Raw genomic sequence first — 13772 nt, 5'->3', positions numbered from 1 at the left:
GCATGTCCCCGGCGGGCGTGCGGAACGAGGAGGTTCCATGGCCCCGGCTCCCCATACCGTTCTGCTCGCCGCGCCGCGGTCGTTCTGCGCGGGTGTCGAGCGGGCCATCGAGATCGTCGAGCACGCGCTCGCGCAGCGCGGCCGACCCGTGTACGTGCGCAAGCAGATCGTGCACAACGCGCGCGTCGTCGCGGACCTCGAGCGGCGTGGGGCGGTGTTCGTCGACGAGCTGACGCACGTGCCGCGTGGCGCGACCGTCGTGTTCTCCGCGCACGGTGTCTCCCCCGCCGTGCGCGCCGAGGCGGGAGGGCGGCACCTGCACGTCGTCGACGCCACGTGCCCGCTGGTGACCAAGGTCCACGCGGAGGCCCGCCGGTTCGCGGGCCGCGGCGACACCGTCCTGCTCATCGGCCACGCCGGCCACGAGGAGGTGGAGGGCACGCTCGGCGAGGCCCCCGACGACACCATCCTCGTCGAGAACGTCGAGCAGGCGCGGACGGTCACCGTGCCCGAGCGCGTGTCCTACCTGACGCAGACCACGCTCTCGGTCGACGAGACCGCGCGGATCGTCGGCGTGCTCCGCGCTCGCTTCCCGAAGCTCGCGGGCCCGGCGTCCGACGACATCTGTTACGCCACCACGAACCGCCAGCAGGCACTGTCCACAGTGGCCGAGAGGTCCGACCTGGTGCTGGTGATCGGTTCGGCGAACTCGTCGAACTCCGTGCGGCTCGTGGAGCTCGCCGAGCGTGCGGGCACACCGGCACACCTCATCGACGACGCGGGCGACATCAGACCGGAATGGCTCGACGGCGTGCGCACCGTCGGCCTCACGGCGGGTGCGTCGGCGCCACCCGAACTGGTCGACGAGGTGGTCGCCGCGCTCAGACCGGTCCGGGTGCTGGAACACCGCACCGCGACCGAGGACATCCGGTTCACCCTCCCGTCCTCGGTGCGATCGTGATGCCCGACCTGGCCGCGCTGCGCCGGATGTCCGCGCCCGCGCTGCACTCGCTCGCCGCCGAGTTGCGGACCGTGCTCGTCGACAGGGTCTCCGCCACCGGTGGGCACCTCGGGCCGAACCTCGGCGCGGTCGAGCTGACCATCGCGCTGCACCGCGTGTTCCGCTCGCCGGACGACGTGCTCCTGTTCGACACCGGGCACCAGGCGTACGTCCACAAGCTGCTGACCGGCCGGCGTTTCGACGACCTCCGCCAGGCGGGTGGCACGTCGGGCTACCCGTCGCGCACCGAGTCGCCGCACGACGTGATCGAGAACTCGCACGCCTCCACCGCGCTGTCCTATGCGGACGGACTGGCGAAGTCGTTCGCCGTCACGGGCGCCCACGACCGGCGGGTGGTCGCGGTCGTCGGCGACGGCGCGCTGACCGGCGGCATGGCGTGGGAGGCGCTCAACAACCTCGGCGCGGCGCCCGCGCGGCCGGTCGTGGTGGTGCTCAACGACAACGGCCGCTCCTACGCGCCGACGGTCGGCGGTCTCGCCGAGCACCTCGCCGCGCTGCGCGCGGGCGCGACCCGGACGAACGTGTTCACCGCACTGGGGTTCGCCTACACCGGTCCGGTCGACGGGCACGACGTCGTCGCGGTGGAGAGCGCTCTCCACGAGGCGGCGGCGCTGGGGCGGCCGGTGGTCGTGCACTGCGTCACGGAGAAGGGGAAGGGCCACCCGCCCGCCGAGGCGGACGAGGCGGACCGCATGCACGCGGTGAGCCCGGCGTCCTCGACCGCCGGGGCGTCGTGGACGTCGGTGTTCGCCGACAGCATCGTGGCGATCGGCGAGGACCGGCCGGACGTGGTGTGCCTGACCGCCGCGATGGCGCTGCCCACCGGGCTCGGGAAGTTCGCGCGGCGGTTCCCGGCGCGGACGTTCGACGTGGGCATCGCGGAGCAGCACGCGGTCACGTCGGCGGCGGGCCTCGCGATGGGCGGGCTGCACCCCGTCGTCGCGATCTACGCCACGTTCCTGTCCCGCGCGTTCGACCAGGTGCTGATGGACGTGGCGCTGCACCGGCTCGGGGTCACGTTCGTGCTCGACCGCGCGGGCGTCACGGGCCCGGACGGCGCGAGCCACCACGGCATGTGGGACGCGTCCGTGCTGCCGGTGGTGCCGGGGCTGCGCCTCGCCGCGCCGCGCGACCCGGCCACGCTGCGGGAGCTCCTGCGCGCGGCGGTGTCCGTTTCGGACGCGCCGACCGTGCTGCGGTACCCGAAGGCGAAGGCGGGACCCGACATCCCGGCGGTACGTCGGACGGACGGCTACGACGTGCTGCTGGACGCCCCGGAGGCGCCGGTACTGCTGGTGGCGGTGGGCCCGCTCGCGGGCGCGTGCCTGGCTGCGGCCGACGAGCTTTCCCGCCACGACGTGCCCGTCACGGTCGTCGATCCACAGTGGACGATGCCGCTGCATCCCGGGCTGCTGCGCCTCGCCGCCGGGTTCCCGCTGGTGCTCGCGGTCGAGGACACCACGGCCACCGGCGCGCTCGGCGCCCGGCTCGCGCAGGCGCTCGCCGCCGCGGGGGAACGCACCTGCGTGGCGACGTTCGCGCTGCCGAACGGGTTCCTGCCGCACGCGTCCCGCGACGAGATCCTGCGTGCGCACGGCCTCGACGGCAACGGTATCGCCTGCACCGTCCTCAAACGACTCGCCAGGATGAAGGCGGTGGTGTGATGACCGCGGTGGACCTCGGTGTCCCGGCGGTGGGCCCGAGACGGCGCCGGTCCCGGCAGGTCATGGTGGGCGACGTGCCGGTCGGGGGCGGTACCCCGGTGACGGTCCAGTCGATGACGACCACGGTGACGGCCGACGTCGAGGCGACGCTGCGGCAGATCGCCGAGCTGACCGCGGCCGGCTGCCAGATCGTGCGGGTCGCGGTGCCGTCGGCCGACGACGCGGACGCGCTCGCCGACATCGCGAAGAAGTCCCCGATCCCGGTCGTCGCCGACATCCACTTCCAGCCGCGCTACGTGTTCGCCGCCATCGACGCGGGGTGCGCGGCCGTGCGCGTGAACCCGGGCAACATCAGGAAGTTCGACGACCGCGTGGCCGAGATCGCCCGCGCGGCGAGCGACGCGGGTGTCCCGATCCGCATCGGCGTCAACGCGGGCTCGCTCGACGAGCGGCTGCTCGCCAAGCACGGCAAGGCGACCCCGGAGGCACTGGTCGAGTCCGCGTTGTGGGAGTGCTCGCTGTTCTCCGAGCACGGGTTCTCCGACCTGAAGCTGTCGGTGAAGCACCACGACCCGGTGGTGATGATCGCCGCGTACCGGCAGCTGGCCGCGCGCTGCGACTACCCGCTGCACCTCGGCGTCACCGAGGCGGGCCCGAGGTTCCAGGGCACGATCAAGTCCTCGGTCGCGTTCGGGGTGCTGCTCGCCGAGGGCATCGGCGACACGATCCGGGTGTCGCTGTCCGCGCCGCCGGTGGAAGAGGTCAAGGTCGGACTGTCCATTCTGGAATCGCTGGCGCTGCGGCCGAGGCGGCTGGAGATCGTGTCGTGCCCGTCGTGCGGCCGGGCGCAGGTCGACGTGTACCGCCTGGCGGAGCAGGTGACCGCCGCGTTCGACGGTTTCGAGACACCGCTGCGGGTGGCGGTGATGGGGTGCGTCGTGAACGGGCCGGGTGAGGCACGCGAGGCGGACCTCGGAGTTTCGTCGGGGAACGGCAAGGGGCAGATCTTCGTACGCGGCGAGGTGGTCCGGACGGTCCCGGAGAGCCAGATCGTCGAAGCCCTGCTCGACGAGGCGATGAAGAGAGACTGGACGTGAACATCTATCTCACCGGGCTGGCGTGGGTGCTCGGGGTCGGGCTGGCGGCGGGCCTGCTCGCCTACCTGGTGCGGCGCATCGGCGAGACACAGGGCGTCGTCGACAACAACGAGGCGGCGGGCCAGGTGTTCACGCTGGTCGGCGGCCTGCAGGCGGTGCTGCTGGCGTTCGTGCTGATCTCGCTGTTCGACGGCGTGAGCGCGGCGGAGGACGGCTCGTACGCGGAGGCGGACAGCCTGGTGGCCACCGTGTGGGCGGCGCAGGAGCTGCCGGACAGCACCGGTGTGGCGGCGCGGGCGCGGGCGTACGCGGAGGAGGTGATCGAACGGGAATGGCCGCACATGCGTGATGGCACGCAGACCGACGACACCGGCTGGGCGGCGCTGGAACGCCTGCGCGCCGAGGTGGCCGCCACACCGGCGACCGACGACTGGACCGTCGACCGCAAGAACGAGGCGAACGCGCAGCTGTCGACCGTCTACCAGCAGCGACAGGAACGGCTCAACACCGCGACGAGCGGTGGCGTGAACTCGGTGGTGTGGTTCGCGTTGCTCGTCGGCGCCGCCATGGCGGTCGCGCTGCCGATTCTCTTCGGTGGCCCCAAACCGGCGACGCACATCCTCATCGTGTCGATACTGGCGGGCACGATGGCGCTGTTGTTGTTCGCGACACAGCAGCTGCAGAACCCGTACGGTGGTGGCGCGCAGGTGGGCCCGGCCGCGTTCGAGTCGGCCCTGGACCGGCTGCGATGATCAAGTGCCTGCTCGGCGTGCACGTGTCGGTGCTGGTCTCCGTGACCGTGTGCCTGTTACCGGGCCGCCCGCCCCCGCCACCGCCGTGGCACCCACCGGCCCCACCGCCCACGATCACCGCCACTACGACCGTGACGGCCCCACCGCCCACGACGGTCACCGCCACGACGTCGGTGACCGCCCCGCCCCCACCGACGACCACCGCGACCACCACCGCGACCACCACCGTGACCGTGCCGCCCGCGCCGCCCGTCACCGCACCCCTGGCGCCACAACCCCTGCCGACCACCCTGCCGACGGTCCCGACCACGACCGCGGCGGCACCCCCTCCCCCACCGACGACCCCGCCGACGACGTCACGGCCGGGCCTCTACATCGTGGACAAGCCGGACCCCGCGGCCGTGCCGTCCCTGCGGGACGCCACGGAGGAGAAGCGGCGCTGGGGGCTGACGGTGCTGGTCATCGTCGTCGCCGCGGGCGCGGCGGCCGCCAGGGCGGCGAGGCGGCACTAGTCGAGCCAGAACGGGTTGGTCCACGCGCGGCCGGCCCCGACACCGTCCATGCCGACCACGGTGACCCGGAAGTACCGGCGGAACTCCGCCAGCGGCAGCGTGCACTCGGTGATCCCGTCACCGGCGACGACCTGCTTGCCGGGCTGCCCGCCGGTCACCAGCACGCGGCTCGCGGGCGAACACGCCACGGTCACCCGGCCGTCGTGCACCGACACGCCGTGGATCTCCGGGCCCGTGCTGGAGTAGTAGTCACCGTCCTTCAGGGCGGCCAGCAACAGGTCGGGCTCCAGCGCGGTCGCACGGACCTGGACCCACGCCGCGCATCCCGGCGGGTCCTGCGGCTGGAAGTGCGCGTCGTCGGCCGCGTACGCGGTCAGCCGGTGGCCACGGGCCAGCAGCACGTCGCACAGGTGCCAGCTGTCCCCGCGGTCCTCCCACGCCGACACCGCGTTGTACACCTCGACGGCGTGCGCGGCGTCGAGGCTCTCCGCGTCGTCGAGCGTGAGCAGCGACGCCGACGGGTGGGCCATCCCCACGAACGCGCCGGCACGGCGGGCGCGGCGGGCCAGTTCCGGACCCGTCTCGCCCGGCACCGGCGCGAAGTCCAGCGGGAGCCCGACGGCCAGGATGTGCCACGACGACCCCAGCCTGGTGCGGGGCGCGTGCAGTTCCGCGCCGATCAGCGTCGTGAACTTCTCCGTGCGGAGCGGCCGGGTGTCGGTCACCGGGTACCCGTGCTCGGCGCGGAAGTGGTCGGTCAGCGACACGAAGTCGTAGCCCGCCGACCGGTACTCCTCCACCGCGGCGGCGGGCGACAGCGCGCCGTCGGAGTTCGTGGTGTGGGTGTGCAGGTTGCCCCGCCAGAACCGGCCGGGGCCGGCGAACGCGTTCACGACGTGTGCAGCCAGTCGAGCACGACCGTGGCCGTCCACGACTGCTGCCGCGACCCGAGTGCCTCGCCCGTCAGCGGGTGGTAGTACTCGGCGAACGAGCCGTCCGCGGCCAGCCGCAGGCACTCCGACCGCAGGTGGTCGGCCTCGCCCTGCCAGCCGCGCTGCTCGAACGCCCACCCGAACAGCCACGCGATCACCGGCCACACCGGGCCGCGCCAGTACTCGCGCGGCCGGAACCCGACGTCGTTCGGCGACACCGTCGGCGGGATCCGTGCGAACAGCGCCGGATGGCCCGCCCAGTCAGGGCCGGTCAGGGTGGCCAGCATCTGCTTCTCGACGTCGTCGGGCAGCCCACCGCACAGCAGCGGCGCGAACCCGGCGATCGTGCTGGACGACAGCCAGCGGTCGCCGCGCAGGTCGCGATCACGCGCCAGACCGGTCAACGGGTCGTGTGCGGCCGCGACCGCCGCGCGGGACCGCCGCGCCCAGCCACGCAGCTGCCGGACGCGCCACGGCGGCTGCTCGCACTCCTCGCCGAGTTCCGCGAGCACGTCGCAGGCCAGCGCGAACAACGCGGTCACGAACACGTCGCCGACGAGGAAGCTCGTCGTGCGCACCACGGCGTCCGCGTCGTAGCGGACCTTGCGCATCTGCTCGATCAGCCACAGGTACCGGTCGTACTCGGCGTCGCTGGGCCGTTCCGCGTCGGCGGCGACGAGGCCGCGGTCCAACCGCACGTACGGCGGCAGGTCCGGACCCGGGACCACCTCGGCGTACGGGACGTCCCAGCGCGGCGAGTTGTCCATGCCGGACTCCCAGCCGTGCACGATCGCGAGCATGCCGGTGCCGAGCGGGTCGCGGTGGCGCACCAGCCACTCGTGCCAGCGGTACAGCCGGGGCCACGCCGACTTCAGCAGCTTGTACGCCACCTCCCGCTGCCCCTGTGAGCGGGCGATGTCCACGATGCGCCGCAACGCGATCGCGTGCACCGGCGGTTGGCAGATGCCGGACGTGCGCGGGGTGTTCGGGGCGTCGGCGTTCAGCTCCGCGGCGCCCCACCGCTCCGGGCCCGGGAAGTAGCCGGCACCCTCGGAGAACACGATGTGCGGGATCATGCCGTTGCGCCACTGCGCGTTCAGCAGCGTCTGCAGCTCGCGGGCCGCGCGCGCCACGTTGAGGTGGGCGAGCCCGATCGAGATGAACGCGGTGTCCCAGCTCCACATGTGCGGGTAGAGCCGCGGCGCCGCCGTGATCATCGTGCCGATGTCGTTGCCGGACAGGGTCCACGCCGCGCTCGCGGCCAACTGCACGGACCCCAGGTTGGGTCTCACCTGACCTCCGAGAACTTATGTCTAAACTCTAGACAGAAGTAGGACTCCTCAAACTTAGGCGGGAGCCATGGCCGACGTCAACCGAACAACCGCGACCGGCGGGGCGGCGTCCCCGGGCAATGTTGTCGCCGTGTTACGTGACGCGGGCCCGCTCACCCGCCAGCAACTGCAGGCACTGCTGGGGCTGTCCCGCGCGACGCTGGTCGAGCGGCTGGACACGCTCACGCGGTTGCGCATGGTCCGCACAGCGGGCCACGACGCGTCCAGTGGCGGCAGGCGGGCCGCGCTGCTCGAGGCGGACCGGACCAGCCGGGTCGCGGTGGTGGCGTGGCTGGGCGCCAGCCACGTGTCGGTCGGCGTGGCGGACCTCGCGGGCACCGTGCTGGTGGACCACACGGAGCGGTTGCCGCTCGGCCACACCCCCGGTGACGTGGTGCCGTGGCTGGTGGACATCGCGCGCGCACAGCTGACGGAGACGGGTCGTGGCGGGGACCTCGCCGCGGTCGGGCTCGCGGTGCCGGGGCAGATCGACCAGGTCACCGGTGTCTCGATCATGCCGCCGACCATGACCGCGTGGCGGGACGTGCCGTTGCGGGACGGGCTGGCCGACGGACTCGGGGTCGAGGTGCTGCTGGAGAACGACGCCAACGCGCTCGCGTACGGCGAGTACCTGGCGGCGGGCCACCGCCAGTCGACGGTGCTGGGGGTCGCGGTCGGCACGGGGATCGGCGCGGGGGTGGTGATCGGCGGCCGCCCCCACCGCGGCGCCACCGGGTGCGCCGGGGAGATCGGGCACATCCGCATCGAGGACCGCGACGAGCGGTGCACCTGCGGACGGCACGGGTGTGTCGCGGCGCTGGCGAGCGGGAAGGCGATGATCCGGCAGTTGCGCGGGGAGGGGGTGCGCGCGCTGCCGGACGTGATCCGGCGGGTCGAGTCCGGTGACCCGCACGCGGTCGCGCTGGCCACCGACGCCGGGCGCCTGGTCGGCACCGTGCTGGCCACGGTCGTGACGATCCTCAACCCGCACGTGGTCCGGGTGGGTGGGGAGATCGGCGGGCTGGCCCCGTTCCGGGACGGGCTCGCGGAGACGTTGACGCAGCACGCACACGAGGTCGCGGCCACCGGGCTGGACGTGGGACCCGCGGTGCTCGGCGAGCAGGCCCCGCTGGTGGGGATGGCCGGCCTGGCGGCGGAAGCCGTGTTCGCGCCGGAGGCCATCGACCGCCTGGCAGCGCGCTCGTAGAAATTTCCCGGCATCGGCTGTCGAAACCTCGGCGACCCGTTCGACGCGTCAGCGAGACACGCCGAGCGGAGAGGACAGTGACATGGCAACCACGACCCTGGTCACCCGGAACGCACTGGCCGACGCGCTCATGGCCGAGGACACCGCCGAGGACACCGGCTGGCTCGACGCGCTGGACCGGATCACCTGCCCGGCACACCGGCGGTGGATCCACCAGTGCTGCCACAGCGACCTGCACGTCAGCCGGGTCACCGGCCACCGCTGGTGCCGCCCCTGCGGGCGTGCGCTGGAGGTCGCCGTCGACGAGGTCACCCGCACCGTCGCGCTGCGCTGCCCCGGCTGCGGGCGCGGCGCACGGACCAGGGCCGACGCCCAGCTGGTCGCGGCCTGCGAGGCGAGTCTCACCGCATCCACCGCAGCGTAGGAAGGAACCCGAAATGGCACGCGTCATCTGCGACATGTCCATGTCCCTCGACGGCTACGTCACCGGCCCGAACGACAGCCGCGAGAACCCGTTCGGCGACGGCGCCGGCTCGCTCCACGACTGGTTGTTCGTCGACCCCGGCGACGAGGAACGCGCCATGATGCAGGAGTCGCTGGACACCTGCGGCGCGATCGTGATGGGCCGTACGTCGTTCGACAAGAACGAGGGCGACGGCGGCTGGGGCGAGGGCGGCCCGCTCGGCGACACCCCCGTCTTCGTGGTGACGCACCACGCGCCGACGCGGACCTACCCGCCCGTGTACCGGTTCGTCACCGACGGCGTGCGCAGCGCCATCGAGCAGGCCGAGAACGTCGCGGGGGACAAGGTCGTCGGCCTGCACGGCGCGACCGTCATGCAGCAGGGGCTCCCGCTCGGCCTCGTCGACGAGATCTACGTGCACGTCGTCCCGATCCTGGTCGGCGGGGGCACGCGGCTGTTCGACACACTCCCGTCGGGGATCCAGCTGGAGCAGATCAGCACGGTCGTGGGCGCGAAGGCGACACACCTTCGCTACCGGGTGGTGCACTGAGCCGCGGCCGGGAAGACTCGCGCTCGCGACAGCGATGAGTTTCGCCGTCCACCGGGGTCTGTACTGACACAGGAGAAAGGAGTCGGCATGCCCGTCGAGACCGAGCCGGACTTCCTGACCCAGGCGGACCCGTACCGCAGGGAGTTGCTCGCGCACTGCTACCGCATGCTCGGGTCGGTGCACGACGCCGAGGACCTGGTGCAGCAGACCATGCTGCGGGCGTGGCGCGGCTACGACAAGTTCGAGGGCCGCTCCACGTTGCGGACGTGGCTGTACCGGATCGCGACCACCCAGTGCCTGACCGCACTCGAGAGCCGTGGCCGCCGCCCGTTGCCGACCGGGCTCGGCGGGCCCAGCGACACCGGCGGCCTGCCGCTGGAGACGCGGAACGAGGTGCCGTGGCTCGAGCCGATGCCGAGCGGCTCGAACCACGACCTCGCCGGCGCCGAGGACCCGGCGGCCATCGTCACCTCGCGGGAGAGCACGCGACTCGCGTTCGTCGCCGCGCTGCAGCACCTGCCGGCCAGGCAGCGGGCCGTGCTGATCCTGCGGGACGTGCTCGCGTGGCGGGCCGCCGAGGTCGCCGAGCTGCTCGACACCACGACCGCGGCTGTGAACTCGGCGTTGCAGCGGGCCCGCGCCCAGCTCGAGGCGGTCGCGCCGACACCGGACGACGTGGTCGAGCCGACCACCGAGGACAAGCGGCGGCTGCTGGAGAGGTACGTCGACGCGTTCGAACGCAAGGACGTCGACGCCATCGTGTCGCTGCTGGCGGAGGACGCGGTGTGGGAGATGCCGCCGTTCACCACGTGGTTCCAGGGCCCTCGGCAGGTGGCGCGGCATCTCACCATGCAGTGCCCCGGCGGGCCGGGCGACTTCCGGTTCGCCGCGACCGAGGCCAACGGCGAGCCGGCGCTCGGCATGTACCTGCGGGCCGACGACGGCGCGTTCCGGCCGTTCACGCTGCAGACGTTCACGGTGCGCGGTGACCGGTTCTCGCACGTGGTGTCGTTCTTCGACCTGCGCCTGTTCGACACGTTCGGCCTGCCGAGCACGGCATGACCCCGTTGCTCGGCGGCGTCGGCCTGCTGGCGCGCGCCGTCGACTACGCGCTGGCCTGCCTCGACGCGGCGGACGGCGCGGACCTCACCCGCCCGACGCCGTGCGCGGACTGGGACCTGCGTGCGCTGCTGGACCACGTCAACGACTCGCTGCTGGCACTGCACGAGGCGGCCGCGCTCGGCCGGGTGTTCCCCGAGACCGCCGACGACACCGGCCGCGACCCGATCGCGTTGGTGCGGGACCGGGCCACCCGGCTCGTCGGCGCGTGGACGCCGCCCGTGCCCCGCAGGGAGGTCGCGCTGGGCGAGCTGGCGCTGACGTCCGCGATTGTCACCACGACCGGTGCGCTGGAGGTGGTGGTGCACGGGTGGGACGTGGCACGGGCGTGCGGCGCGGACGCGACCGTGCCGGACGGACTCGCGACCGAGCTGCTCGATCTGGTGCCGCTGCTGGTGGCGGCGGGAGACCGGCCGGCGCGGTTCGCGACACCGATCGCTACGCCGTTCGGAGCAGTGTCGGGCGACCGTTTGGTCGCCCTTCTGGGCCGGCATCCTCGGTGGGCGTATCGGTAGGCCGGTCAGCACGACCTTTCCGGTATGAGAGTGGCGTCGTTCAACGTCGAGAACCTGTTCGCGCGACCGAAGGCGTTCGACACGTCCGACCGGTCGGCCGGCGCGCCGATCCTGGCCGCCTACTCCGAGTTCAACGAGCTCATCGCGGCCGAGGAGTACCGCGACGACACCCGTCGGCGGCTGCGGGAGCTGCTGGTGACGCTGGAGGTCTACACGGTTCGCGACGGGGTCGTGCGCCGCAACCACACCCGTGACCCGAGGTGGGCGTGGCTGCGGAAGAACCGGGGCACGTTCGACCGCGAGCCGCAGGACCCCGCGAAGGACGTCGAGATCATCGCGACGGGCCGCGCCGACTGGATCGGCTGGGTGGAGCTGGCGAAGGAGCCGGTGGACGAGATCGGCACCCGCACCACGGCACGCGTGATCACCGACATCGACGCGGACGTGCTCGCGCTCATCGAGGTGGAGGACCGCCCGTCGCTGGTGCGGCTCAACAAGGAGCTGCTCGGCGGCCGCTACGAGCACGTGATGCTGGTCGACGGCAACGACGACCGCGGCATCGACGTGGGCATCATGACCAAGGCCGGGTACGACATCCGGTCCATTCGGTCCAATGTGGACGTCAAGGACGGCGACGTCCCGGTGTTCTCGCGCGACTGCCCGCAGTACGAGGTCCGCACGCCGTCCGGCAAGGTCCTGCACGTGCTGGTGAACCACTTCAAGTCGCAGTCGGGCGGTGGTGGTGCGAAACGCAGACGCCAGGCCAAGGAGGTCCGCCGCATCGCGGACGAGCTGGTGGCGGCGCGGAAGAACGTGATCGTCCTCGGCGACCTGAACGAGGGCCAGCCGTCGCTGACCACGCCGCCCGCGAACCTGAAGGAACTGTTCGACGGTCCGCTGCTGTCGTGCTACGACCTCGACGGGTTCGACACCGGCAAACGCCCCGGCACGTTCGACTCGTGCGGCATCCGCAACCGGCTCGACTACGTGCTGGTCTCGAAGTCGCTGCGGCGACGGTTCCGTTCGGGCCACCTGTTCCGGCACGGCCTGTGGGGCACCAGGACCACACGCCCGACCGACTGGTACACGTACCCGGAAATGCGAAACCACAACCAACAGGCCTCCGACCACGCAGCAGTAGTAGTAGACCTAAACCTCGACTAGACACCCACCACCCCGCGAGTCACGCGCCAGAACACCGCGAGTCGCGCGCTGGAACACCCCGAGTTGTCGGTTTCGTGCATGTCACCGCGCACCGTCCCATCTGCACGAAACGCACAACTCGGTATGCGGGCGCGCGCGACTCGCGGGGTTCTGGCTGCGGGTGGTTGTGCTGCCTAGTGTGGGTGGCGTACCACTTCGACGGCTGGCCGGAGGTCCTGCATGTCCTACGACGTGACCGCGGTGCGGGCACACTTCCCCGCACTCGACCAGGGCGCCGCCGCCCACTTCGACGGGCCGGGCGGCTCGCAGTCACCGGCCCGGGTCGCCGACGCGGTCGCGGACGTGCTGCGGTCGGCGGTCGCGAACAAGGGCACGGTGACCGCCGCCGAACGCAGGGCCACCGAGATCGTGGACGCCGCTCGCGCCGCGGGTGCCGACCTCGTCGGCGGCGACCCCGCGGGCATCGTGTTCGGCCGCAGCATGACCCAGCTGACCTACGACTTCGCCCGCACCCTCGCGAAGACGTGGGGCCCCGGCGACGAGGTGGTGGTGACCCGGCTGGACCACGACGCGAACGTCCGCCCGTGGGTCCAGGCCGCGCAGGCCGCCGGGGCCACCGTCCGGTGGGCGACGTTCGACCCGGCCACCGGCGTGCTGACCGCCGACGACGTGGCACAGGTCATCTCCGCACGCACCCGGCTGGTGGCCGTGACCGCGGCGTCCAACCTGCTGGGCAGTCGCCCGGACATCCCGACGATCGCGGCGACCGCACACGCCGTCGGCGCGCTGGTGTACGTGGACGGCGTGCACTACACCCCGCACGCGTTCGCCGACATGGCGGCGCTGGGCGCGGACTTCTACGCGTGCTCGCCGTACAAGTTTCTCGGCCCGCACCTGGGCATGCTCGCGGCCGCGCCCGCACTGCTGGAGGAGCTGCGCCCCGACAAGCTGCTGCCGTCGTCGGACATCGTGCCGGAACGCTTCGAGTACGGCACCCTGCCCTACGAGTCGCTGGCGGGCACCACGGCGGCGATCGACTTCCTGGCAGACCTCGTCCCCGGCACCGGGTCACGCCGCGACCGCCTGGCCACCTCGATGGAGGCGCTGGAGCACCACGAGCAGGTCCTTCTGTCCCAGTTGGACAACGGCCTCGCGGAGCTGTCCGGTGTCGAACGCTACGGCGACCCCGACCGCCCGCGCACCCCGACCACCCTGTTCACGGTGACCGGGGTGGCACCCGCGGAGATCTACCGGGCGCTGGCCGACCGCGGGGTGAACGCCCCGGCGGGCACGTTCTACGCCTACGAGTGCGCGAAGGTCCTCGGCATCGAGAACGGCGGCGCGGTCCGCGCGGGCATCGCCCCGTACACCACCAAGTCCGATGTGGACCGTCTACTCGAGGCAGTGGCCGAGATCCGCCGCTGAACCGGAAGGTACCTCGGGCC

14 protein-coding genes are annotated in these 13772 nt (G+C 72.5%); 12 read left to right on the top strand and 2 right to left on the bottom strand.

What is annotated here, in order from left to right; genetic code table 11:
- Positions 1 to 37 precede the first annotated feature (37 nt).
- Genes ispH through ACIBVP_RS18340 form a run of 5 tightly spaced genes read left to right on the top strand, consistent with a single transcriptional unit; the run spans position 38 to position 5046 of the window.
- Entirely contained in the window at positions 38 to 961 is a 924-nt protein-coding gene (gene ispH, locus ACIBVP_RS18360; protein ID WP_396107319.1) for a 4-hydroxy-3-methylbut-2-enyl diphosphate reductase, read from the top strand.
- Complete coding sequence (locus tag ACIBVP_RS18355; RefSeq protein WP_396107379.1) at positions 961 to 2685, top strand: 1-deoxy-D-xylulose-5-phosphate synthase; 1725 nt, start codon at positions 961 to 963, stop codon at positions 2683 to 2685. Before ispH ends, ACIBVP_RS18355 begins: the two co-directional genes overlap by 1 nt.
- Positions 2685 to 3782: a flavodoxin-dependent (E)-4-hydroxy-3-methylbut-2-enyl-diphosphate synthase gene (gene ispG / locus ACIBVP_RS18350; RefSeq protein ID WP_396107318.1), complete on the top strand. Its 1098-nt coding sequence runs from the start codon at positions 2685 to 2687 to the stop codon at positions 3780 to 3782. The genes ACIBVP_RS18355 and ispG overlap by 1 nt, the downstream gene beginning before the upstream one ends.
- A complete protein-coding gene (locus ACIBVP_RS18345) occupies positions 3779 to 4534 on the top strand; it encodes a hypothetical protein (protein WP_396107317.1) in 756 nt (251 codons plus the stop codon). Before ispG ends, ACIBVP_RS18345 begins: the two co-directional genes overlap by 4 nt.
- Positions 4531 to 5046: a hypothetical protein gene (locus ACIBVP_RS18340; RefSeq protein WP_396107316.1), complete on the top strand. Its 516-nt coding sequence runs from the start codon at positions 4531 to 4533 to the stop codon at positions 5044 to 5046. Before ACIBVP_RS18345 ends, ACIBVP_RS18340 begins: the two co-directional genes overlap by 4 nt.
- Here the strand turns inward: ACIBVP_RS18340 and ACIBVP_RS18335 are convergent.
- Both ACIBVP_RS18335 and ACIBVP_RS18330 read right to left on the bottom strand, forming a co-directional pair.
- The gene (locus ACIBVP_RS18335; RefSeq protein WP_396107315.1) at positions 5043 to 5939 is read right to left on the bottom strand and encodes a PHP domain-containing protein; all 897 of its coding nucleotides are present in this window, start codon (positions 5937 to 5939) and stop codon (positions 5043 to 5045) included. The genes ACIBVP_RS18340 and ACIBVP_RS18335 overlap by 4 nt on opposite strands.
- Positions 5936 to 7270, bottom strand: coding sequence for an MGH1-like glycoside hydrolase domain-containing protein (locus tag ACIBVP_RS18330; RefSeq protein WP_396107314.1), 1335 nt, complete (start codon positions 7268 to 7270; stop codon positions 5936 to 5938). Before ACIBVP_RS18330 ends, ACIBVP_RS18335 begins: the two co-directional genes overlap by 4 nt.
- A gap of 130 nt (positions 7271 to 7400) precedes the next feature.
- On the opposite strand from ACIBVP_RS18330, the gene ACIBVP_RS18325 reads away from it, so the two are divergent.
- The 7 genes from ACIBVP_RS18325 (at position 7401) to ACIBVP_RS18295 (ending at position 13752) form a co-directional block, all read left to right on the top strand.
- Positions 7401 to 8516, top strand: a complete 1116-nt coding sequence (locus ACIBVP_RS18325) for an ROK family protein (protein ID WP_396107313.1) — start codon at positions 7401 to 7403, stop codon at positions 8514 to 8516.
- A gap of 82 nt (positions 8517 to 8598) precedes the next feature.
- On the top strand, positions 8599 to 8940 hold the full coding sequence (locus ACIBVP_RS18320; protein WP_396107312.1) for a hypothetical protein: 342 nt from the start codon (positions 8599 to 8601) through the stop codon (positions 8938 to 8940).
- 13 nt (positions 8941 to 8953) lie between these two features.
- Positions 8954 to 9529, top strand: a complete 576-nt coding sequence (locus ACIBVP_RS18315) for a dihydrofolate reductase family protein (RefSeq protein ID WP_396107311.1) — start codon at positions 8954 to 8956, stop codon at positions 9527 to 9529.
- Between the two features lie 87 nt (positions 9530 to 9616).
- The gene (locus ACIBVP_RS18310) at positions 9617 to 10591 is read left to right on the top strand and encodes a sigma-70 family RNA polymerase sigma factor (RefSeq protein WP_396107310.1); all 975 of its coding nucleotides are present in this window, start codon (positions 9617 to 9619) and stop codon (positions 10589 to 10591) included.
- A complete protein-coding gene (locus ACIBVP_RS18305) occupies positions 10588 to 11163 on the top strand; it encodes a TIGR03086 family metal-binding protein (RefSeq protein WP_396107309.1) in 576 nt (191 codons plus the stop codon). Before ACIBVP_RS18310 ends, ACIBVP_RS18305 begins: the two co-directional genes overlap by 4 nt.
- 24 nt (positions 11164 to 11187) lie before the next feature.
- On the top strand, positions 11188 to 12327 hold the full coding sequence (locus ACIBVP_RS18300) for an endonuclease/exonuclease/phosphatase family protein (protein WP_396107308.1): 1140 nt from the start codon (positions 11188 to 11190) through the stop codon (positions 12325 to 12327).
- 219 nt (positions 12328 to 12546) lie between these two features.
- On the top strand, positions 12547 to 13752 hold the full coding sequence (locus ACIBVP_RS18295) for a cysteine desulfurase-like protein (protein WP_396107307.1): 1206 nt from the start codon (positions 12547 to 12549) through the stop codon (positions 13750 to 13752).
- The last annotated feature ends 20 nt before the right edge of the window (positions 13753 to 13772 follow it).

This window comes from Actinophytocola sp. NPDC049390 (assembly GCF_044466355.1).
In the GTDB taxonomy this organism is placed as follows: Bacteria; Actinomycetota; Actinomycetes; order Mycobacteriales; family Pseudonocardiaceae; genus Actinophytocola.
The sequence above is the reverse complement of the archived record's forward strand: the minus strand, read 5'-3'. Positions and strand labels throughout refer to the sequence as shown.

Excerpts from the sequence above, each read along its gene's own strand:
- ACIBVP_RS18320 (WP_396107312.1), top strand. The coding sequence starts at position 8,599 with ATGGCAACCACGACCCTGGTCACCCGGAACGCACTGGCCGACGCGCTC.
- ACIBVP_RS18355 (WP_396107379.1), top strand. The coding sequence starts at position 961 with ATGCCCGACCTGGCCGCGCTGCGCCGGATGTCCGCGCCCGCGCTGCAC.
- ACIBVP_RS18300 (WP_396107308.1), top strand. The coding sequence starts at position 11,188 with ATGAGAGTGGCGTCGTTCAACGTCGAGAACCTGTTCGCGCGACCGAAG.
- ACIBVP_RS18340 (WP_396107316.1), top strand. The coding sequence starts at position 4,531 with ATGATCAAGTGCCTGCTCGGCGTGCACGTGTCGGTGCTGGTCTCCGTG.
- ACIBVP_RS18305 (WP_396107309.1), top strand. The coding sequence starts at position 10,588 with ATGACCCCGTTGCTCGGCGGCGTCGGCCTGCTGGCGCGCGCCGTCGAC.
- ispH (WP_396107319.1), top strand. The coding sequence starts at position 38 with ATGGCCCCGGCTCCCCATACCGTTCTGCTCGCCGCGCCGCGGTCGTTC.
- ACIBVP_RS18310 (WP_396107310.1), top strand. The coding sequence starts at position 9,617 with ATGCCCGTCGAGACCGAGCCGGACTTCCTGACCCAGGCGGACCCGTAC.
- ACIBVP_RS18315 (WP_396107311.1), top strand. The coding sequence starts at position 8,954 with ATGGCACGCGTCATCTGCGACATGTCCATGTCCCTCGACGGCTACGTC.
- ispG (WP_396107318.1), top strand. The coding sequence starts at position 2,685 with ATGACCGCGGTGGACCTCGGTGTCCCGGCGGTGGGCCCGAGACGGCGC.
- ACIBVP_RS18295 (WP_396107307.1), top strand. The coding sequence starts at position 12,547 with ATGTCCTACGACGTGACCGCGGTGCGGGCACACTTCCCCGCACTCGAC.